The sequence below is a fragment of the Rhizobium leguminosarum genome, assembly GCF_004123835.1.
Classification (GTDB): Bacteria; Pseudomonadota; Alphaproteobacteria; order Rhizobiales; family Rhizobiaceae; genus Rhizobium; species Rhizobium leguminosarum_M.
In genome coordinates, this window is the sequence record NZ_MZMU01000003.1 from 1,559,017 (window position 1) to 1,579,934 (window position 20,918).

General features: G+C 61.3%; 16 protein-coding genes. 12 read left to right on the plus strand and 4 right to left on the minus strand.

All coding sequences use genetic code 11. The features are described from left to right. Positions 1 to 5 precede the first annotated feature (5 nt). The 10 genes from nuoL to B5P46_RS11630 all read left to right on the plus strand — a co-directional run bounded on the left by nuoL (position 6) and on the right by B5P46_RS11630 (position 12,168). Positions 6 to 2,006: an NADH-quinone oxidoreductase subunit L gene (gene nuoL, locus B5P46_RS11580; protein WP_129418751.1), complete on the plus strand. Its 2,001-nt coding sequence runs from the start codon at positions 6 to 8 to the stop codon at positions 2,004 to 2,006. Then, positions 2,006 to 3,517, plus strand: coding sequence for an NADH-quinone oxidoreductase subunit M (locus B5P46_RS11585; RefSeq protein WP_129418752.1), 1,512 nt, complete (start codon positions 2,006 to 2,008; stop codon positions 3,515 to 3,517). Before nuoL ends, B5P46_RS11585 begins: the two co-directional genes overlap by 1 nt. A gap of 18 nt (positions 3,518 to 3,535) precedes the next feature. Next, complete coding sequence (gene nuoN, locus B5P46_RS11590) at positions 3,536 to 4,981, plus strand: NADH-quinone oxidoreductase subunit NuoN (RefSeq protein WP_128404361.1); 1,446 nt, start codon at positions 3,536 to 3,538, stop codon at positions 4,979 to 4,981. Next, a complete protein-coding gene (locus B5P46_RS11595) occupies positions 4,981 to 5,745 on the plus strand; it encodes a biotin--[acetyl-CoA-carboxylase] ligase (RefSeq protein ID WP_129418753.1) in 765 nt (254 codons plus the stop codon). Before nuoN ends, B5P46_RS11595 begins: the two co-directional genes overlap by 1 nt. Positions 5,746 to 5,762: 17 nt before the next feature. Further along, the gene (locus tag B5P46_RS11600) at positions 5,763 to 7,433 is read left to right on the plus strand and encodes a ribonuclease J (RefSeq protein WP_129418754.1); all 1,671 of its coding nucleotides are present in this window, start codon (positions 5,763 to 5,765) and stop codon (positions 7,431 to 7,433) included. Positions 7,434 to 7,435: 2 nt separating this feature from the next. Beyond that, positions 7,436 to 7,840, plus strand: a complete 405-nt coding sequence (gene mce / locus B5P46_RS11605) for a methylmalonyl-CoA epimerase (protein WP_129418755.1) — start codon at positions 7,436 to 7,438, stop codon at positions 7,838 to 7,840. A 121-nt stretch (positions 7,841 to 7,961) separates the two neighbouring features. After that, a complete protein-coding gene (locus tag B5P46_RS11610) occupies positions 7,962 to 8,237 on the plus strand; it encodes a DUF1467 family protein (RefSeq protein WP_129418756.1) in 276 nt (91 codons plus the stop codon). Positions 8,238 to 8,827: 590 nt separating this feature from the next. Continuing rightward, the gene (gene proS / locus B5P46_RS11620; protein ID WP_129418757.1) at positions 8,828 to 10,150 is read left to right on the plus strand and encodes a proline--tRNA ligase; all 1,323 of its coding nucleotides are present in this window, start codon (positions 8,828 to 8,830) and stop codon (positions 10,148 to 10,150) included. Positions 10,151 to 10,165: 15 nt separating this feature from the next. Next, positions 10,166 to 11,470, plus strand: coding sequence for a lipoprotein-releasing ABC transporter permease subunit (locus B5P46_RS11625; RefSeq protein ID WP_129418758.1), 1,305 nt, complete (start codon positions 10,166 to 10,168; stop codon positions 11,468 to 11,470). A 14-nt stretch (positions 11,471 to 11,484) separates the two neighbouring features. After that, positions 11,485 to 12,168, plus strand: a complete 684-nt coding sequence (locus B5P46_RS11630; protein WP_017963867.1) for an ABC transporter ATP-binding protein — start codon at positions 11,485 to 11,487, stop codon at positions 12,166 to 12,168. 269 nt (positions 12,169 to 12,437) lie between these two features. On the opposite strand, the gene B5P46_RS11635 is transcribed toward B5P46_RS11630, so the two are convergent. Further along, positions 12,438 to 12,902 (minus strand): DUF5680 domain-containing protein, encoded by a 465-nt coding sequence (locus B5P46_RS11635; RefSeq protein ID WP_129418759.1) that lies wholly within the window; start codon positions 12,900 to 12,902, stop codon positions 12,438 to 12,440. 498 nt (positions 12,903 to 13,400) lie between these two features. Here B5P46_RS11635 and dnaE point away from each other — a divergent pair, with 498 nt between their 5' ends. Continuing rightward, a complete protein-coding gene (dnaE, locus tag B5P46_RS11640; protein ID WP_129418760.1) occupies positions 13,401 to 16,895 on the plus strand; it encodes a DNA polymerase III subunit alpha in 3,495 nt (1,164 codons plus the stop codon). Between the two features lie 74 nt (positions 16,896 to 16,969). On the opposite strand, the gene B5P46_RS11645 is transcribed toward dnaE, so the two are convergent. Together B5P46_RS11645 and B5P46_RS11650 are read right to left on the minus strand one after the other, a co-directional pair. Then, the gene (locus B5P46_RS11645; protein ID WP_129418761.1) at positions 16,970 to 18,223 is read right to left on the minus strand and encodes a L,D-transpeptidase family protein; all 1,254 of its coding nucleotides are present in this window, start codon (positions 18,221 to 18,223) and stop codon (positions 16,970 to 16,972) included. A gap of 92 nt (positions 18,224 to 18,315) precedes the next feature. Next, a complete protein-coding gene (locus B5P46_RS11650; RefSeq protein WP_129418889.1) occupies positions 18,316 to 19,605 on the minus strand; it encodes a DNA polymerase IV in 1,290 nt (429 codons plus the stop codon). A gap of 76 nt (positions 19,606 to 19,681) precedes the next feature. Here B5P46_RS11650 and B5P46_RS11655 point away from each other — a divergent pair, with 76 nt between their 5' ends. Next, positions 19,682 to 20,269, plus strand: a complete 588-nt coding sequence (locus B5P46_RS11655) for a GNAT family N-acetyltransferase (protein ID WP_129418762.1) — start codon at positions 19,682 to 19,684, stop codon at positions 20,267 to 20,269. Here B5P46_RS11655 and B5P46_RS11660 read toward each other — a convergent pair. Next, positions 20,244 to 20,918, minus strand: a complete 675-nt coding sequence (locus B5P46_RS11660) for a hypothetical protein (protein WP_129418763.1) — start codon at positions 20,916 to 20,918, stop codon at positions 20,244 to 20,246. The genes B5P46_RS11655 and B5P46_RS11660 overlap by 26 nt on opposite strands.

Sequence of the window (20,918 nt, forward strand, 5' to 3'; positions counted from 1 at the left end):
GGCTCATGTTCCTCTATAAGGCTATCGTCTTTCTTCCCTTGATCGGTGCGATCGTCGCCGGCCTTTTCGGCCGCGCGATCGGCGCCAAGGCTTCGGAATATGTCACCAGCGGCCTGATGATCATCGCCGCCATCCTGTCCTGGGTCGTCTTCTTCACCGTCGGCATGGGCCATGCCGAAGGCGGTCCGATCAAGGTCGAGGTGCTGCGCTGGATCCAGTCCGGCGGCATCGACGTCTCCTGGTCGCTGCGCGTGGATACACTGACGTCAGTCATGCTGATCGTCGTCAACACCGTCTCGACGCTCGTGCACGTCTATTCGATCGGCTACATGCATACCGATCCGCATCGTCCGCGCTTCTTCGCCTATCTCTCGCTCTTCACCTTCGCCATGCTGATGCTGGTGACCGCTGACAACCTTGCCCAGATGTTCTTCGGCTGGGAAGGTGTCGGTCTCGCCTCCTATCTGCTGATCGGCTTCTGGTTCAAGAAGCCGTCGGCGACGGCCGCGGCGATGAAGGCCTTCATCGTCAACCGCGTCGGCGACTTCGGCTTCGTGCTCGGCATTGCCGGCGTCTTCGTACTGTTCGGCTCGATCAACCTCGACACGATCTTCGCCAATGCCTCGAACTTCGCCCCGCATGAAGGCGGCGGCGACGCGGGCGAGGTGATCCTCAACCTCTTCGGCATGCAGCTCGACAAGGCGCATGCGCTGACCGGCGTCTGCCTGCTGCTCTTCATGGGCGCGATGGGCAAGTCGGCGCAGTTCCTGCTGCACACCTGGCTGCCGGACGCCATGGAAGGCCCGACCCCGGTCTCGGCCCTGATCCATGCCGCCACCATGGTCACAGCCGGCGTCTTCCTCGTCGCCCGCATGTCGCCGCTCTTCGAACTGTCGCCGGATGCGCTGGTTGTCGTCACCGTGATCGGCGCGATCACCGCCTTCTTCGCGGCAACCGTTGCTCTCGTGCAGAACGACATCAAGCGCGTCATCGCCTATTCCACCTGCTCGCAGCTCGGCTACATGTTCGTAGCGCTCGGAGCCGGGGCCTATGGCGCAGCGATCTTCCATCTCTTCACCCACGCCTTCTTCAAGGCGCTGCTCTTCCTCTGCGCCGGCTCGGTCATCCATGCCGTCGATGGCGAGCAGGACATGCGCTACATGGGCGGCCTGTGGCCGCATATTAAAGTTACCGCCGTGCTGATGATCATCGGCACGCTGGCGATCACCGGCGTCGGCATTCCTTTCACGCCGGTCGGCTTTGCCGGCTTCTTCTCCAAGGACGTGATCATCGAGGCGACCTATGCCTCGCATTCGCCCGTCTCCGGCTTTGCCTTCGCGCTGCTCGTCATCGCGGCTCTGTTCACCAGCTTTTATTCCTGGCGCCTGATCTTCATGACCTTCTTCGGCAAGCTGCGCGCCTCGCACGAGGTGATGCACCATGTCCACGAGTCGCCGCAGGTCATGCTTGTGCCGCTCTATCTGCTCGCGATCGGCGCAGTGCTTGCAGGCGTGATCTTCGAAGGCCGGTTCTATGGCGAGGAATATGCCGAATTCTGGAAGGGTGCGCTCTTTACCGGCGCCGAGAACGAACTGGTCGAAGAGTTCCACCATGTTCCGGCGCTCGTGGCTTTGAGCCCGTTCATCGCCATGGTGCTTGGTTTCGTCACCGCCTGGTACATGTATATCCGCTCGCCGCAGACGCCGCGCATCCTCGCGCAGCAGCACCGCGTGCTCTACAAGTTCCTGTTGAACAAGTGGTATTTCGACGAACTCTACGACTTCCTCTTCGTCCGCTCCGCCAAGGCGCTCGGCCGCTTCCTGTGGAAGAAGGGTGATGTCGGCGTCATCGACACCTACGGCCCGAACGGCGTCGCCGCCCGCGTCGTCGCCGTCACCGATCGGGTCGTTCGCCTGCAGACCGGTTACCTCTATCACTACGCTTTCGCCATGCTGATCGGCATTGCGGCGCTCGTTACCTGGATGATGCTCGGGAGTTCCTTCTGATGACCGATTGGCCTATTCTTTCAACGGTCACCTTCCTGCCGCTTGTCGGCGTGGTGCTCCTGCTGCTGATGAACGGCGAAAGCGAAACCGGCCGGAAGAACGTGCTGTGGATCTCGCTGATCACCACCGTCTTCACCTTCGTCGTCTCGCTCTTCATCTGGATCGGCTTCGACAATGCCAATCCGGGCTTCCAGATGGTCGAGAAGCATAACTGGCTCGGCACCGGCATCGGCTACCACGTCGGCGTCGACGGCATCTCTATGCTGTTCGTCATCCTGTCGACCTTCCTCATGCCCTTCTGCGTGCTGGCGAGCTGGCTCTCGATCGAGAAGCGCCTGAAGGAATACATGATCGCCTTCCTCATCCTCGAAACGATGATGATCGGCGTCTTCGTCTCGCTCGATATCGTGCTCTTCTACGTCTTCTTCGAGGCGGGCCTCATTCCGATGTTCCTGATCATCGGCGTCTGGGGCGGCAAGGACCGCGTCTATGCGAGCTACAAATTCTTCCTCTATACGCTGCTCGGCTCGGTGCTGATGCTGCTCGCCATCATGGCGATGTACTGGCAGGCCGGCACGACCGACATCACCGCGCTGCTCGCCTACAAATTCCCGCCGGCGCTGCAGACCTGGTTATGGCTTGCCTTCTTCGCCTCCTTCGCGGTGAAGATGCCGATGTGGCCGGTCCATACCTGGCTTCCCGATGCCCACGTTCAGGCGCCGACCGCAGGCTCGGTGATCCTGGCCGGCGTGCTCTTGAAGCTCGGGGGCTACGGCCTCATCCGTTTCTCGCTCGGCATGTTCCCGGTCGCGTCCGATTATTTCGCGCCGCTCGTCTTCGCCATGTCCGTCATTGCCATCATCTACACCTCTCTGGTGGCGATGATGCAGGACGATATCAAGAAGCTGATCGCCTATTCCTCCGTGGCGCACATGGGCTACGTGACCATGGGCGTCTTTGCCGCCAACATGCAGGGCGTTCAGGGGTCGATCTTCCAGATGCTCTCGCACGGCATCGTCTCCGGCGCGCTCTTCCTCTGCGTCGGCGTCGTTTACGACCGTACCCACACCCGCGAGATCAACGCCTATGGCGGCCTCGTCAACAACATGCCGAAATACGCCGTGGCGATGATGGTCTTCACCATGGCCAATGTCGGGCTTCCCGGCACGTCGGGCTTCGTCGGCGAATTCCTGACACTGATCGGCGTCTTCCGGGTCAATACCTGGGTAGCGCTCTTTGCCGCCACCGGCGTCATCCTCTCGGCCGCTTACGCGCTCTGGCTTTATCGCCGGGTGATCTTCGGCGCGCTGGAGAAGGAAAAGCTGAAGGCGCTGCTCGATCTTTCGCCGCGCGAACAGCTGATCCTTTACCCGCTGGTCGCGCTGACCATCTTCTTCGGCGTTTACCCGGCTCCGGTCTTCGATGCGACGGCCGCCTCGGTGGATCTGCTGGTCAACAACTACACGGCCGCCGTGCACGCAGCGCAGAATGTTGCGCTGTCTATGAAATGATGACGGGACTTATTGGACATGACCGCTGAAACAATTCTCCTCAGTCTGCATCTTTCCGCGCCGGAGCTCATCCTCGCGGTCGGCGCCCTTGTCCTGTTGATGGTCGGCGTCTTCTCAGGCGAGCGGTCAGGCCTTGTCGTCACTGGCCTGGCCATCGTCCTGCTCCTGGCCTCCGGCCTGTGGCTGCTCTTCGTGCCCGCAGAAGGCCTTGCCTATGGCGGGGTCTACATGGCCGACGGCTTCTCGCGCTTCATGAAGCTGGTGGCGCTGATCGGTTCGCTGGTCGCCATCTTCATGTCGATCGGCCACGCCCGCGAAAATCAGCTCGACAAGTTCGAGTTCCCGGTTCTCCTAGTGCTTGCGACCCTCGGCATCCTGCTGATGATCTCGGCCAACGACCTGATCTCGCTCTATCTGGCGCTGGAACTGCAGTCGCTGGCGCTCTACGTCGTCGCAGCGATCAACCGCGACAGCCTGAAATCGACCGAAGCCGGCCTGAAATATTTCGTCCTCGGCGCGCTTTCCTCCGGCATGCTGCTCTATGGCATGTCGCTGGTCTACGGCTTCACCGGCCATACCCATTTCTCCGAAATCGCCCAGGCGCTGTCCGTTGAGGGCGCGCGTTCGCTCGGCCTGATCTTCGGCTTGGTCTTCATCCTCGCCGGCATCGCCTTCAAGATCTCGGCCGTTCCCTTCCATATGTGGACGCCGGATGTTTATGAAGGCGCGCCGACACCGGTCACCGCCTTCCTTGCCGCAGCACCCAAGGTTGCCGCCATGGCGATGATGACGCGCATCGTCATCACTGCCTTCCAGCCGGTTCTGGCGGATTGGCAGCAGGTCGTCGTCTTCATCTCGATCGCCTCGATGCTGCTCGGCTCGTTTGCCGCGATCGGCCAGAAGAACATCAAGCGACTGATGGCCTATTCCTCGATCGGCCACATGGGTTATGCGCTGGTCGGCCTTGCCGCCGGCAACCAGACCGGCGTCACCGGCGTCATGCTTTACATGGTCATCTACATGGTCATGACGCTCGGCACCTTTGCGATCATCATGTCGATGCGCCGCAAGGATGGCACCGTCGTCGAAAATGTCGACGATCTCGCCGGCCTCTCCACAACCAACCCGTTCATGGCCGTGGTGCTGACGGCGCTGATGTTCTCGCTCGCCGGCATCCCGCCGCTCGCCGGCTTCTTCGCGAAGTACTTCGTCTTCGTTGCCGCCATCGAGGCCAAGCTCTATGCGCTCGCCATCATCGGCGTCCTTGCCTCGGTCGTCGGCGCTTACTACTATCTGCGTGTCATCAAACTGATGTGGTTCGATGAGGCGACCGGCGAATTCGCCCGTGTCTCCGGAGCGCTGCGTCTGGTCTTCGGTCTCTCCGGTCTCTTCGTCACCGCCTATGTCCTCATCGGCGGCCCGATCGGCGGCGCGGCAGAGCTTGCCGCAGCGACGCTCTTTTGATGGCTTCCGACGGACGGCGCCGGATATCGCTCGGCGATTTCAGGCACGAGGCTCTGTCGGAAACATCGTCTACCAACAGCGAATGCCTCGCCCGGGCTCGGGCAGGCGATGGCGGCAATCTCTGGGTGACCGCCGAGAGGCAGACGGGCGGCCGCGGCCGCCGCGGCAGGCTCTGGGTTTCCGAGCGCGGCAATCTCTACGCTTCTCTTCTTCTGATCGACCCGGCGCCGATGGAACGCCTGGGCTCGCTGCCGCTGGCGATCGCCGTTGCCGTGCACCAGGCGATCCGCAGGGTGCTGCCACTGGGCGCCGAGCCGCTCGAGGTCAAATGGCCGAACGATATCCTCATCGGTCGAAAGAAGACCTGCGGCATTCTCGTCGAAGGCGAGGGGTTGCCGGACGGACGTTACGCGCTGATCGTTGGCATCGGCGTCAATATCTCTGTGATGCCGGACAATCCGCTCTATCCCGTCACCTGCCTGCGTCAGCAGGGAAGTGCGGCGTCTCCGGAGGAACTCTTCGCGCATCTCTTCGCGGCCACGGCGGAAGTGCTTGAAATATGGGATCAGGGCCGCGGCATCGGCGAGATCACGGCGCTCTGGCGCGCGATCGCCTGCGGCGTCGGCGAAAAGATTACGGTGAATTTGCCGGACAGATCGATTTCCGGACAATTCGCCGGAATTGATGATAATGGCTTGTTGATGCTCGATACCGGCGCTGGCAGGATAATGCTCATTGCTGCCGGTGATGTGTTTTTTGGATAGCGGAAAAAACAAAAATTATGGCGAAACAGGACGAACTGGTATTCCTGCCTCTGGGCGGCGTTGGCGAGATAGGCATGAATCTCGCTCTCTATGGCTACGGCCCGCCCGAGCATCGCCAGTGGATCATGGTCGATTGTGGCGTCACTTTTCCGGGGCCTGACCTGCCGGGCGTCGACCTCGTATTGCCCGATATCCGCTTCCTCGCCAGCGAACGCAAAAACCTCAAGGCGATCATCATCACCCATGCGCATGAAGACCATTATGGCGCGCTCGCCGACCTCTGGCCCGGGCTCAATGTGCCGGTCTATGCCTCTGGTTTTACCGCAGGTCTGCTCGAAGCCAAGCGCAATTTCGAGAAAGCGACGATCGGCGAAGTGCCGGTAACTCCGTTCAAGGCAGGCGATACGATCAATGTCGGCCCCTTCAGTATCGAAGGTGTGGCCGTCAACCATTCGATCCCCGAGCCGATGTCGCTGATGATCCGCACGCCGGTCGGCAATGTCATCCATACCGGCGACTGGAAGATCGACCACGAGCCTTCGCTCGGGCCTCTGACCGACGAGACACGCTTCCGCCAGCTCGGCGACGAGGGCGTGCTGGCGCTGATATGCGATTCCACCAATGCGCTGCGCGACGGTGTTTCGCCCTCTGAGAAGGATGTGTCGGAAAGCCTGCGCAAGATCATCGAGAATGCCGAGGGCCGGGTGGCGATCACCACCTTCTCGTCGAATGTCGGGCGCATCCGTACCGTTGCCGAGGCTGCAGAGGCGGCAGGCCGCGAAGTGCTGCTGCTCGGCAGTTCGCTGAAGCGCGTCGTCAACGTTGCCCAGGACATCGGCCTGATGGAAGGCGTGAAACCCTTCATCTCCGAGGACGAATACGGCTACATCCCGCGCGATAAGGTCGTCGTCATCTTGACCGGCAGCCAGGGCGAGGCGCGGGCAGCGCTTGCCAAGCTCTCTCGCGACGAGATGCGCAATGTGGCGTTTGCGGCCGGCGATATCGTCGTCTTTTCCTCGCGCGCCATTCCCGGCAACGAGAAGGCGATCCAGGACATCAAGAACGGCCTCGTCGAGCAAGGTGTGCACATCATCACCGATACCGAGGCGCTGGTCCACGTTTCAGGCCATCCGCGCCGCAATGAGTTGCAGCGGATGTACGAGTGGACGCGGCCGAAGATTGTCGTGCCGGTGCATGGCGAGGCGACGCATCTGACGGCACACAAGGAACTTGCCGAGCAATCCGGCATCGCGCTGGTGCCCCGGGTGCGCAACGGCGATATCCTGCGGTTGGCGCCCGGTCCCGTCGAGGTGATCGGCGAGGCGCCGCATGGCCGGATTTATAAGGACGGTACGCTGATCGGCGATTTCGACGAGATGGGTATCGGCGAGCGCAAGAAGCTCTCCTATGTCGGCCATGTCGCTGTTAACGTCTTGCTCGACGCCCGCTATGACATCGTCGGCGAACCCGACCTCATTTCGATCGGCCTGCCGACCTACGATGATGAGGGCGAGGATATGGAGGATACGCTCTTCGACGCGGCGGTCAGCGCCATCGAGAGCATTCCGCGCGCCCGCCGCAAGGATATCGACATGCTGCAGGAGGCCGTGCGCCGCGCCATCCGCTCGGCCGCGAACAACACATGGGGCAAGAAACCTCTTGTCACCGCCTTCGTCACCAAGGTCTGACCATGCTCGGCCGGGTCAACCATATCGCCATCGCCGTGCCCGATCTGGCCGCGGCGACGGCGGCCTATCGCGATACGCTGGGTGCCGCCGTATCGCAGCCGCAGGCTCTGCCTGAGCACGGCGTCACCGTCGTCTTCGTCGAGTTGCCGAACACCAAGGTCGAATTGCTGCAGCCGCTCGGGGCTGCCTCGCCGATCGCAGCCTTCCTCGAAAAGAACCCGTCCGGCGGCATGCACCACATCTGCTACGAGGTGGACGATATCCTTCTCGCCCGGGACCGGCTGGTAGAGGCGGGCGCGAGGGTGCTCGGCGACGGCCAGCCGAGAACCGGCGCGCATGGCAAGCCGGTGCTCTTTCTGCACCCCAAGGATTTCTTCGGCACGCTGATCGAACTCGAACAGGCCTGAGCCCTGCGGCAGAGTGAAAGCCCTGCTGCGGCAGAGTGACCCGAAGACGGCTAAACCTTTCGTCCGCTTTGAGTTGGTCGCCATTCCGCCGTATAACGACGCGACACCAACGGGAACCATAATGCTCCAGATCTTTCTTCAGGGATTTGCCGTCTACTTCATCATCTGGTGGATGACGCTTTTCGCCGTCCTGCCGATCGGCCTGCGCACCCAGGCGGACGACAACGACGTCGTGCTCGGCACCGTTCCGAGCGCGCCCACCTGGTTTCGCGCCGTCTTCGTGTTTTCGCTGACGACGCTGATTTCGGCCCTGGTCTACGGCCTCTGGTACGTCTGCGACACCTATTTCGGCTGGGGCTTCGACGCCCTGCCTCAACTCGGCCCCAGCTTCCACTGAGTGTGGCTTTTGCTCAAACTTTGAGCAGATGTAAACTTATTGATAGCGAACTTCGTCATACCAGCGTCATACTGTTGCGGCAAACAGCTCTCGTAACGGAAGGAAGGCCATCCCCTTACGGAAGTCAGCTGGTTTTTTGGATGGGATGGAGGCTGGAAAGCCAAAAAAAAACAAGGCTAAAAGCCTTGTTTTAAGTATCGCGTGATCTGTAACCGTTGCCGGGGCTGCGACGAGCGCGCCTAAGATCTGATCCTCCCAAGACTTGACCGCGAATTCGGCAAGAATTTAACTTCCTGCCTGTTTTGTGAGCTAAAACTAGCTCAAACATTGGGCTTTGTCATCAGCTTTTTTTGCATTTTTGCTACACTCTAGCAAAATTTTTCTGTTGACAAGATTTTCGTTCAAGTCCTTATAAACACGCGCTTTTTCATGCCCTTTCTTTTTGCAGGTGCGAACATGCGCTTCCGGGAGGTTGCCGGCATCCGTTGCGGGTTTCCTTCCTGCCGCGAAGCGGCTATGAACGCTCCCGACATTAACAATGGTCTTTCGATTCCGCCTGCTGCGGGATCTCAACTGCTTCGGAATCCGCCATGCGTCTGTCCCGCTATTTCATGCCCATCCTCAAGGAAAACCCCAAGGAGGCGGAAATCGTCTCCCACCGGCTGATGCTGCGTGCCGGCATGATCCGCCAGCAGTCGCAGGGCATTTATTCCTGGCTGCCGCTCGGCAAGCGCGTGCTCGATAAGGTCAACGCCATTATCCGCGACGAGCAGAACCGCGCCGGCGCCATCGAACTGTCGATGCCGACCCTGCAATCGGCCGAGCTCTGGCAGGAAAGCGGCCGCTACGACGCCTACGGCAAGGAGATGCTGCGCATCAAGGACCGTCAGGATCGGCCGATGCTCTACGGCCCGACCAACGAAGAGATGGTAACGGATATTTTCCGCTCCTCCGTCAAGTCCTATAAGGACCTGCCGCTCAATCTCTATCATATCCAGCTGAAGTTCCGTGATGAGATCCGTCCGCGCTTCGGCACCATGCGCTCGCGTGAATTCATGATGAAGGATGCCTATTCCTTCGATCTGACGCGCGAAGCGGCGGAGCATTCCTATAACAAGATGTTCGCCGCCTACCTGCGCACTTTCGACCGGCTCGGCCTGCGCGCCATCCCGATGCGCGCCGATACCGGCCCGATCGGCGGCAAGCTCAGCCATGAATTCATCATCCTCGCCGACACCGGCGAATCCGAGGTTTTCTGCCACAAGGATTTCGTCGATTTCGATATTCCGGGCGAGCGCACAGATTTCGACAGCGTTGAGGGTCTGCAGGCGATCTTCGACAAGTGGACCTCGCTCTACGCGGCGACCTCGGAAATGCACGACGAGGCGGCCTTCAACGCCGTTCCCGAGGGCGACCGCCTGTCGGCGCGCGGCATCGAGGTCGGCCATATCTTCTATTTCGGCACGAAGTATTCCGAGCCGATGGGCGCGAAAGTGCAGGGACCAGACGGCAAGGAACATTTCGTTCATATGGGTTCCTACGGTATCGGCCCGACACGCCTTGTTCCCGCCATCATCGAAGCATCGCATGATGATAACGGAATCATCTGGCCGGCATCGGTCGCGCCCTTCGATATCGTTGTGATCAACATGAAGGCGGGCGATCAGGCCTGTGACGATACCTGCGAGCTGATCTATGCCGCGCTGACCAAGGCCGGCAAGGATGTGCTCTATGACGATACCGACGACCGGGCCGGCACGAAATTCGCGACCGCCGACCTGATCGGTGTACCCGTCCAGATCATCGCCGGCCCGCGCGCGGTCGCAAACGGCGAAGTTGAGGTGAAAGACCGCAAGACCGGCGCCCGCGAAACGATGACCATCGAAGCGGCGATCAATCGGTTCGTGGCTTAAGGAAACGGAGGCGAAATGGCAGAGGCAGCAGTGGACCGGAGTTCGAAATCCGGCTTGGGTCCGGCTGGCAAGCCATTTTCCACCTTTGAACGCCTCGTGGCGTGGCGTTATCTGCGCGCCCGCCGCAAGGAGGCCTTCATATCGGTCATCGCCGGCTTCTCCTTCGTCGGCATCATGCTCGGCGTTGCGACGCTGATCATCGTCATGGCCGTGATGAACGGCTTTCGCACCGAGCTCGTCTCGCGCATCCTCGGCATCAACGGCCACATGATCGTCCAGCCGGTCGACGGCCCCTTCACCGATTATCCTGTCCTCAGCAGCAAGCTCGCCGCCGTGCCCGGCGTCAAGATGGCGCTCCCCCTGGTGGAAGGCCAGGTGCTCGCCTCAGCCCAAGCCGGCGGCAGTACCGGCGCTCTGGTGCGCGGCGCCCGCGCCGAGGACCTGACCAAGCTCACGACGGTCTCCGACAACATCAAATCAGGCGATATGGTGGGTTATGCCTCCGGCGATGGCGTGCTGATCGGCAGCCGCATGGCCGATCAACTAGGTCTGCGCGTTGGCGATCTCATTACGTTGACGTCACCGGATGGCGACATCACACCGATGGGCGTCAGCCCTCGCATCAAATCCTACAAGATCTCCGGCCTCTTCGAGATCGGCATGTCGGAATATGACTCCTCGATCATCTTCATGCCGCTCGAGGAAGCGCAGCTCTATTTCAATGCCGAGGGACTGGTGCAGTCGATCGAGCTCTTCGTCGATAACCCCGACGATATCGACGATCTTAGGCCCAAGGTGGAGGAGGCGGCCGGCCGCCAGATCGCCATCACCGACTGGCGCCAGCGCAACCAGACCTTCTTCTCGGCGCTGCAGGTCGAGCGCAACGTCATGTTCATGATCCTGACGTTGATCGTGCTCGTGGCGGCGCTGAACATCATCTCCGGCCTCATCATGCTGGTGAAGGACAAGGGCAGCGATATCGCTATCCTGCGCACCATGGGCGCCAGCGCCGGCGCGATCATGCGCATCTTTTTCATGACCGGGGCGGCGATCGGCATCGTCGGCACTATTGCCGGTGTGCTGCTCGGCGTTCTCGTCTGCGTCAACATCGAATCCGTCCGCCAGTTCTTCTCCTGGATTTCAGGCACCGTGCTCTTCAATCCTCAGGTCTATTTCCTCAGCCAACTGCCGGCCGAGATGGATCTGAGCGAAACGATCTCGATCGTCGTCATGGCGCTGACGCTCTCCTTCATCGCGACCATCTTCCCGGCCTGGCGTGCCTCCAGGCTCGATCCGGTGCAGGCCCTGCGCTACGAATAAGGAATGCCGCCTTCATGAAACGCAACGTCGTTCTCAAGCTTACCGGCGTCGAGCGCCATTACGGGCAGGGCGGTACGCTGCTCTCGATCCTGAAGGGCGCGGATTTTTCGATATCGAAGGGGGAGATTGTCGCTCTCGTCGCCCCTTCCGGCACCGGCAAGTCGACACTGCTGCATGTCGCCGGCCTGCTGGAGCATCCAGACGGCGGTGAGGTCAACATCAACGGCCATGCCTGTGACGGCCTGAGCGACGAGAAACGCACCGCCATCCGCCGCAGCGAAATCGGCTTCGTCTACCAGTTCCACCACCTGCTGCCGGAATTCTCGGCGCTCGAAAATATCATGATGCCGCAGCTGATCGCCGGGCTTTCCTGGAAGGAAGCCGGCGAGCGGGCCGGCCAGCTTCTCGATTATATGCGCATCGGCCATCGTGGCTCGCATCGCCCGGGCGAACTTTCCGGCGGCGAGCAGCAGCGCGTTGCGATTGCCCGCGCCGTCGCCAATGCGCCGACCCTGCTTCTTGCCGACGAGCCGACCGGCAATCTCGACCCGGAAACGGCAAGCTACGTCTTCGACGCGCTGGAAGCGCTGGTGCGCCAGTCCGGCCTTGCGGCCCTCATCGCCACCCATAATCACGAGCTCGCCCGCCGCATGGATCGGCGCGTGACGATCTCCGACGGCAAGATCGTCGATTTCTGAGACTGCGGTCCATGGCTGTTCGGTTGACGCCGATGACTGCCCCTGACCCTAACCTACCGGGGTCGAGCCACTGGTCTCGCCTCGTCCTTCGGACCCCCGTAAACGGGCGAGGGGACGTGCCCTGTGAGAGCGAGTGGGGACGGAGAGGTCGCGGCATGTCCCTTCGCCACGTTTACGGGGAGAAGGTGGCGGCAGCCGGATGAGGGGCTGATCTCGCCGATCTCCTGGCGGGATATTATGCACTTTTACAGAACAGCCGTGGGCCACAATCAGGGGATGACCAGCCCGCCTCGATAGTCCAGCATATAGGCCTTCTGGCCATCGACCATGATGCATTCGTGGCCGCTGAACCGCTCGCAGCCGCCTTCGCTGCTGTCGATATAGCGGCCGAACGGATGGTCGAATTCCATCCCGCCAAGAAACCGGCCCTCGCGATACATCGCCGAAAGGGCAGCCTTGATCAGCGTTCCGGCTGCTGCGCCGTCGATGAGATCAGGCGCAATGACGCAGCCGAAATAATTCATCGCCCAGACGGGCTCGCCGGCAAACCACACCACTTCCTGTCCGGCGAAATCGGTTCCACCGAAATAGCTGTCGAGATAGCGCCAGTCGCCGCGTTCGTAACCGATATCGTGGGCACCCAGCCGGCAGGGTACGCTCGGTACGCCGCCGCCGACATAGGTCGCAGCCTTCGCCTCTACGATGAATTCGTTCAGCACCGCAATGTCGAGCATGTCGTTCTCCTCTTGCCCGATGCTGGCAAATAGGCCGCGACATGTAAAGAACAAAAAGAGAACCCCGGAGGGAAATAAGCGGATCACCTTGGGTGGACGTCGGCCGCCCGAACACGATGTCTGATCTGCGGGGCGGGGAAAGGGCATGGCGGCTACCGATTACAATCAGTGCCAGCTCGTGCGATTCGCCCCGCGCATCCGGGAGTTTTCAACACAAGAAAGAAGGAAAAGATTCCCGTTGACAACGGAACATACATGGAACAAAGTGAAAACATAACGAGTAAAGGAGAGACCGATGACTGACATGATCCGTGATATCGCAGCATTCACCTCCATCGCAATGTTCGTTGCCAGCTTCTCGCTCATCGTCATGGCGCTCTAAAGTTTCAGGGGACTGTATGGCAATCATGCGGTCCGGACGCGGGACTTCTTCTGGACATCATCGCCCTCTATGCCGACAATGCGTCCGATTCATTCGGGTGATTGGGAAGGCATGTCATGGCGGATACGGCAAAGGGTTCAACGGGTGAGGCGACCGGCACGCCGGGCTTCATCCACCTGAGGGTCCATTCCGCCTATTCGCTTCTCGAGGGCGCCCTGCCGCTGAAGAAGATCCTCTACAAGGCGACCGGCGACAGCCAGCCGGCGATTGCGATTACCGACACCAACAATCTGTTCGTCGCCCTCGAATTCTCCCAGAAAGCGATGGAAGACGGCCTGCAGCCGATCATCGGCTGCCAGGTCTCGATCGACATGGAAGACGGGTTGGAAACGGAAAAGCGCGGCGGCCAGCAGGCCCTGGTCAAGCTGCCGTCGATCGTTCTTCTCGCCGCGACGGATGCCGGTTACGAACGGCTGGTCGATCTCGTCAGCCGGGCCTATCTCGGCGGCGAGAGCAACCAGGCTGTTCATATCAGCTCCTCCTGGCTGGAGGAGGCAGGCACGGAAGGGCTGATCGCATTGAGCGGTGCCTTGACCGGGCCGGTCGACGTGGCGATCAAGGAAGGCCATCCCGCTCAGGCGGAAGCCCGGCTGCTCACGCTGAAGCGCCTCTTCGGCGACAGGCTCTATGTCGAGCTGCAGCGGCACGGCACCTACGACAAGCGGCACGAGCAGAAGATTATCGGGCTCGCCTATGCAAACGACCTGCCGCTGGTTGCGACCAACGAGGCCTTTTTTCCGACCCGCGACGATTACGACGCCCATGATGCGCTGATGGCGGTCGCGCACAACGCCATCGTCTCCGACGACAGCCGCTTTCGCCTGACGCCGGATCACTATCTGAAGAGCAGGGCCGAGATGGTCAAGCTCTTCGCCGACCTGCCGGAAGCGCTGGAAAATACGATCGAGATCGCCACGCGCTGCTCCTTCGTGCTGAAGACGCGAAAGCCGATCCTGCCACGCTTCACCGGTGCGACCGACGATGCCGAGGAGGCCGAACGCGCCGAGGCGAGCGAGCTGCGCCGCCAGGTGGTCGAAGGGCTGGACATGCGGCTTGCAACGCTCGGCATGTCGCCGGGTTACGAGGAAAAGGATTATCGCGAACGGCTGGATTTCGAGCTCAGCGTCATCGAGCGCATGCGTTTCCCCGGCTACTTCCTGATCGTTGCCGACTTCATCAAATGGGCCAAGCAGCATGACATTCCGGTCGGTCCCGGCCGTGGTTCGGGCGCTGGTTCGCTGGTCGCCTATGCCTTGACGATCACCGATGTCGATCCCTTGCGTTTTTCGCTGCTCTTCGAGCGCTTCCTCAATCCGGAACGCGTCTCGATGCCCGACTTCGACATCGACTTCTGCCAGGACCGCCGCGAAGAGGTCATCCGTTACGTCCAGGCCAAATATGGCCGCGAGCAGGTGGCGCAGATCATCACCTTCGGTTCGCTGCAGGCGCGCGCCGCCCTTCGCGACGTCGGCCGCGTGCTGGAAATGCCCTACGGCCAGGTCGACAAGATCTGCAAACTCGTGCCGAACAACCCGGCCAATCCGACGCCGCTGTCCAAGGCGATCGAGGAGGAGCCGAAGCTGCAGGAGGAGGCGGCGAAAGAACCTGTTGTCGCGCGCCTGCTCGACATCGCCCAGAAGATCGAGGGGCTTTACCGCCATGCCTCGACGCATGCCGCCGGCATCGTCATCGGCGACCGCCCGCTTTCCAAGCTGGTGCCGATGTATCGCGATCCGCGCTCCGACATGCCGGTCACCCAGTTCAACATGAAATGGGTGGAGCAGGCAGGCCTCGTCAAGTTCGACTTCCTCGGCCTGAAGACGCTGACCGTGTTGAAAGTCGCGGTCGATTTCGTCGCCAAGCTCGGCGTCAAGGTCGACCTCGCGGCCATTCCTCTCGACGACAAGAAGACCTACGAGATGCTGTCGCGCGGCGAGACGGTCGGCGTGTTCCAGGTGGAAAGTGCGGGCATGCGCAAGGCGCTGATCGGCATGAAGCCGGACTGCATTGAGGATATCATCGCGCTGGTGGCGCTCTATCGTCCAGGCCCGATGGAGAACATCCCGACCTACAATGCCCGCAAGCACGGCGACGAAGAGCTGGAATCGATCCATCCGATGATCGACCACCTGCTCAAGGAAACCCAGGGTGTCATCGTCTATCAGGAACAGGTGATGCAGATCGCCCAGGTACTATCCGGCTATTCGCTGGGCGAAGCCGACCTTCTGCGCCGCGCCATGGGCAAGAAGATCAAGGCCGAGATGGACCAGCAGCGCGAACGCTTCGTCGTTGGCGCCGTCAAGAATGGCGTATCGAAGCCGCAGGCCGACAATATCTTCGAGCTGCTGGCGAAGTTCGCCAATTACGGCTTCAACAAGTCGCATGCCGCCGCCTATGCCATCGTCTCCTACCAGACGGCCTACATGAAGGCGCATTATCCGGTCGAATTCCTCGCCGCCTCAATGACGCTCGACATGTCCAACACGGAAAAGGTCAATGATTTCCGTCAGGATGCCAAGCGCCTCGGCATCGAGGTGATCGCACCCTCGGTGCAGACCTCCTTCCGCCATTTCGAGACCGGCGACAACCGCATCTATTACGCGCTCGCCGCCCTCAAGGGCGTTGGCGAGTCCGCCGTCGACCATATCGTCGAGGTGCGCGGCGACAAGCCCTTTGCCAGTATCGAGGATTTCTGCCTGCGCATCGATCCGCGTCAGGTCAATCGTCGCGTGCTCGAAAGCCTGATCTATGCCGGCGCCTTCGATTGTTTCGACTTGGACCGCGCCCAGCTGGCAGCCGGCCTCGACCGTGTTCTCGGTTATGCCCAGCGCGCCCAGGAGAACAAGCTGAGCGGCCAGTCGGACATTTTCGGCAGCACGCTGACGTCGGGGCCTGAGAAGATCTCCCTGCCGCCGTTCTCGCCCTGGCTCCCCTCCGAGCGGCTGCTTAAGGAATTCCAGGTGCTGGGCTTCTATCTCACAGCCCACCCGCTCGATTCCTACAACAACATCCTGCAGAAGATGCGGGTGCAGACCTTTGCCGAGTTTTCCGCCGCCATCAAACAGGGCGCGGCCAATGCGCGGCTTGCCGGTACCGTCATCTCGAAGCAGGAGCGTAAGACCCGCACCGGCAACAAGATGGGCATCATCGTCTTTTCGGATTCTTCGGGCCAGTTCGAAGCGGTGCTGTTTTCGGAAATGCTGAACCAGTATCGCGATGTGCTCGAATCGGGAAAATCTTTCGTGCTGACCGCGACGGGCGAGGAGCGGCCGGAGGGCATCGGCCTGCGCATCCAGACGATCCAGTCGCTGGAGGAAAAGTCGCTGCAGATGCAGAAGGCGCTACGCGTCTATGTCCGCGATTCCGGACCGCTGAGGATGGTGGCCGGCCATTTGAATGCCAAGGGCGACGGCCTGGTTTCCTTCATCGTCATCAAGGAGGATGGCAAACGCGAAGTGGAAGTGGCGCTGTCGGAGAAATACCGCATCACGCCGGAGATTGCCGCCGCCCTTCGCGCCGCTCCCGGCGTCGTCGACGTCGAGCTCGTCTGATTAATGCATGTCGCCCGGAAGTGTGCGGCGGTTCCGGGATAACGACATGCATAAAACAAAGAGTGTGATGGCCATCACCCGCGGGTGATTGTGATGAAATCCGTGCCTTCGCCGGTCTCCCGGCCGAGGCCGGTATCGGAGATCGTCAGCGTCGAGCCCGGCGCGATGAGGGCGTCGATCTTGCGGCGGGTCTCATGGGGGATGGTAATCCGGCTGAGCGAACGGGCGATCGGCTTGCCTGTGATGATCGAGCTTTCCTGATTGGTGATGCCGATCCGCTTCATCGTTTCGCGGGAGAGATTGTTCTCGAGCGTGATACCGAGCCAGTCCGCTGTGCCGGCCTTTGCATCGACGGCATGCAACGTGAAGAAATGCGTGCCAAGCGCCAGTCCCGGATCGGCGATCGTCACCGGCGCTTCGAAGAGGGGCTTGAAGGCCTGCCGCACCATGATGACGCCGTTCGGCGGCTGACCCTTGCCGGCCGCGGCATAAACTTCCCTGAGGAGTGTGTCGGAGACCAGGCTCCTGTCGGCGGCGAATTCCGTCGGCCGCAATGTCCTGAAAGCCTTGATCGCCTGCACGGTCGACGGACCGAGGAAGCCGTCCGGATTGCCGGCGGAAAAGCCGAGCTGGTTGAGGAGGGCCTGGATGTCGATCACCGTCTCGCGAAGGGTCCGGCGCGTAACGAGCATGCTGATCGGCTCGGACGGCGGCTCGGGTTCGGGCGCTGCAATCGGTGGCGCTGCCGGCATCGGCATCGCAGCCGTGTCGTTCATCGCCACCTGCACAGGCTTCTCGGGGCTGTCGGGCATGGAGGGCCGCAGTTCGACGTCTGACAGCAGCGGCATCGCCGGTGCATCCGGATGGAAAAGCGTCGGATGCTCGATCGGCTGCGGCGCCAGTTCACCGTCGCTGATAATGACGGGGACACCGCGGTCGGTCATCCCATAGAGCATTTTTGCGAAGGCGCCGGGCATACGCACGCAGCCATGCGATGCCGGATAACGCGGCACCGAATTCGATTCATGCAGCGCGATGCCGGACCATGTCAGCCTTTGCATGAACGGCATCGGGGCGTTGGAATAGAGATTGGATTCGTGGTATTTCTGCTTTTCCAGCACCGAAAAGATGCCGCTCGGCGTCGTGTGGCCGTCCTTGCCGGTCGAGACCTTCGAGGTCGCGACGACCTCGGTGCCATCATAGACCGCAAGCGACTGCTTGTCCTTCGAGACGATGATCTGCAGCGTGCGCACATCCGCGGCAAGAGCGGGGTGCACGAGTGCGGTGGCCGACAGCAAGCCGAGGCCGAAGACGAGACGCAAGAACATGATACCCAACCATACGCAATACTTGCCCGGCACATTATGGGACGAAGTTTAAGGAAGATTTTATAGGCTGGATCACCCGCAGGTTTCACGCCTTAGTGATCGCGCTTGCTGCCGAAGGTGTAGCCGGTCTCGACCGTCTTCTTGCCGAACTTCTCGCGCAGCTTGTCCATCGCCGCTTCGGCAGCCGCTCGCCGCCCTGATTGCTGGTCGATGAGATCGGGCGGATCGGCGCGGCCGGCATCGCCGAGATCGGTGACGCCGATGCCGAGCAAGCGGAATTTCGTGCCGTCCGTTTCCTTTTCGACAAGTTCGAGCCCGGTGCGGAAGATCCTGTCGGCAAGTTGGGTCGGGTCTTCGAGCTTGCGGTTGCGGGTGCGCGATTTGAAATCGGCGGTCTTCATCTTCAGGACGACGGTATGGCCGGCAATGCCGTTTTTCTTCAGCCGCCAGGACACCTTTTCGGAAAGGTTGCGCAGGATCGGCACCAGGTCGTCGTAGCGCGATATGTCGTCGAAGAAGGTTGTCTCGGCCGATACGCTCTTGGCCGCATCGTTGAGATGCACCTCTCGGTCGTCGATGCCGCGCGACAGCCGTGCGAGCCGCTGGCCGGTGCTGCCGTAGCGGCGCATCAGGTCGTTTTCCTCCATCTGCTGCAACTGGCTGATGGTGCGGATGCCGTCGGCTTCCAGCGTCGCCGCAAAGGCCTTGCCGACGCCCCAGATGGTAGTGACAGGACGCGGCGCCAGGAACTCGACCGCTTCCTCGCGGCCGATGACCGAAAAGCCGCGTGGCTTCTGCAGATCGGAGGCGACCTTGGCGAGGAATTTGCAATAGGAAAGCCCGACCGAAACGGTGATGCCGATCTCCGTTTCGATGCGACGGGCGAATTTGGCCAGCGTGCGTGCCGGCGGATCGTGATGCAGCCTCTCGGTGCCGCCGAGCTCCAGGAAGGCCTCGTCGATCGATAGCGGCTGCACCAGCGGCGTCAGATCCTGCATCATGGCGCGCACCTGCCGTCCGACCCGGACATATTTCTCCATGTCGGGGCGGATGACGATCGCTTGAGGGCATGCTTCCAGCGCCTTGAACATCGGCATGGCCGACCGCACGCCATGGATACGGGCGATATAGCAGGCGGTGGAGACGACGCCGCGTTTGCCGCCGCCGATAATGACAGGCTTGTCGGCAAGTTCCGGATTGTCGCGTTTCTCGACGGCTGCGTAGAAGGCGTCGCAGTCGATATGGGCGAGCGTCAATGCGTAGAGTTCGCGATGGCGTACGAGGCGCGGGCTGCCGCAGGAAACGCAACGGCGCGCCTCGCCCTTCTGCTCGGCAAGGCAGTCGCGACAGAAGCCGGGTGTCTTGTCAGGCGTGGGCGTCATCATGGGAACAAAGATTGAACATTGTGAGGTTACGCCTTAAGCTTCCGAGTCACAAGATAGGGTGGAAGCTTTGCCTTTGGATAACGATCTTCGTTTCGAGCCGGTAACGCCAGAACGCTGGGATGACTTCGAAACCTTGTTCGGGCCGCAGGGTGGCTTCTATAACTGCTGGTGCGTCGCGTTGCGCCTGCCACATGCGGTGAGGACCAAGATGGCGGCCAACGAGCGCAAGGCGCATATGCGGGAGCGGATCAAGGCGGATCCGCCGCCTGGCATCCTCTGTTATGCCGACGGCGCGCCGGTCGCCTGGGTGCAGGTCGGGCCGCGCCACGACGTGCCGCAGTTCAATTCGCCGCGCACCGTCTCGCGGCCGCTGGAGGAGGGCGATGCGCATGATCCATCCATCTGGGCCGTCAGTTGCTTCTTCCTGCTGCCCAAACTGCGCGGCAAGGGAATGAGCCACCGTCTGCTCGCCGGGGCGATCGACCATGCGCGGCGCCAGGGAGCGCGGCTGCTCGAAGCCTGTCCGATCGATCATGTGAAGCAGTCGAAATCCGTGACGCTCTGCATCGGCTCGACGGCGATCTTCGATGCCGCCGGTTTCGAGACGGTAGCACGGCGCAAGGACGGCCGTCCGCTCATGCGGCTGGAACTGCGTGCGTGAAGGTGCCGGAAACAAAATGCGCCTCGATCAGCTCGGCCGCATGGGTCCAGTCGGTAGCGCGGGTGATGTCGTCAGCGGCGGCCGGTGCGAAACGATGGACGGGCGAGTTCGGCATCAGGTGAATCAGCAGGCAATCGGCGACGTGATCCCTGACGGAATGCAGATTGCGCGCCATATCATCAATGAAGACGACGGGAAGGGAGCGGCTGGCATGCAATGCGTGAACGATCGGCCCTTTGGGTTGTTCGGTGGCAAGCAGCGGAAAGAGCAGGCCCATCCTGTCCAGCAGGCGGCGGCGCTGGTCCTGGAACCGTGGCTGCATGGCTGTCAGGAAAAGCACATCGGCCTCTTCCGAAAGCCGGTCGAGCGTTTCGACGACGCGGTCGAGCGGCGTCTGCCACAGCTCTTGAGCCTCGAAGAACTCCTCGATCAGCCGGCTGACCTCTTGATCCTCGATCTCCACGCCGTCGGCTTGCGAGACGATGTTGCCGTGAAGCCGGAACGATCGCGGCAGAAACGCGTGCCCCTGGCTCTGAAGGAAAAGCTGGAAGGGACCGATGAACTGCAACACGACGTCGTCGACGTCACAGACGATCAACGGCCGTTCGCCGAGGCGGATATGCGAGATGTCGAGTTCCCCGGAGGTCAC

Coding starts and splice junctions, on each gene's coding strand:
- nuoL (WP_129418751.1), top strand. CDS start 6: ATGTTCCTCTATAAGGCTATCGTCTTTCTTCCCTTGATCGGTGCGATC.
- B5P46_RS11585 (WP_129418752.1), top strand. CDS start 2,006: ATGACCGATTGGCCTATTCTTTCAACGGTCACCTTCCTGCCGCTTGTC.
- nuoN (WP_128404361.1), top strand. CDS start 3,536: ATGACCGCTGAAACAATTCTCCTCAGTCTGCATCTTTCCGCGCCGGAG.
- B5P46_RS11595 (WP_129418753.1), top strand. CDS start 4,981: ATGGCTTCCGACGGACGGCGCCGGATATCGCTCGGCGATTTCAGGCAC.
- B5P46_RS11600 (WP_129418754.1), top strand. CDS start 5,763: ATGGCGAAACAGGACGAACTGGTATTCCTGCCTCTGGGCGGCGTTGGC.
- mce (WP_129418755.1), top strand. CDS start 7,436: ATGCTCGGCCGGGTCAACCATATCGCCATCGCCGTGCCCGATCTGGCC.
- B5P46_RS11610 (WP_129418756.1), top strand. CDS start 7,962: ATGCTCCAGATCTTTCTTCAGGGATTTGCCGTCTACTTCATCATCTGG.
- proS (WP_129418757.1), top strand. CDS start 8,828: ATGCGTCTGTCCCGCTATTTCATGCCCATCCTCAAGGAAAACCCCAAG.
- B5P46_RS11625 (WP_129418758.1), top strand. CDS start 10,166: ATGGCAGAGGCAGCAGTGGACCGGAGTTCGAAATCCGGCTTGGGTCCG.
- B5P46_RS11630 (WP_017963867.1), top strand. CDS start 11,485: ATGAAACGCAACGTCGTTCTCAAGCTTACCGGCGTCGAGCGCCATTAC.
- B5P46_RS11635 (WP_129418759.1), bottom strand. CDS start 12,902: ATGCTCGACATTGCGGTGCTGAACGAATTCATCGTAGAGGCGAAGGCT.
- dnaE (WP_129418760.1), top strand. CDS start 13,401: ATGGCGGATACGGCAAAGGGTTCAACGGGTGAGGCGACCGGCACGCCG.
- B5P46_RS11645 (WP_129418761.1), bottom strand. CDS start 18,223: ATGTTCTTGCGTCTCGTCTTCGGCCTCGGCTTGCTGTCGGCCACCGCA.
- B5P46_RS11650 (WP_129418889.1), bottom strand. CDS start 19,605: ATGACGCCCACGCCTGACAAGACACCCGGCTTCTGTCGCGACTGCCTT.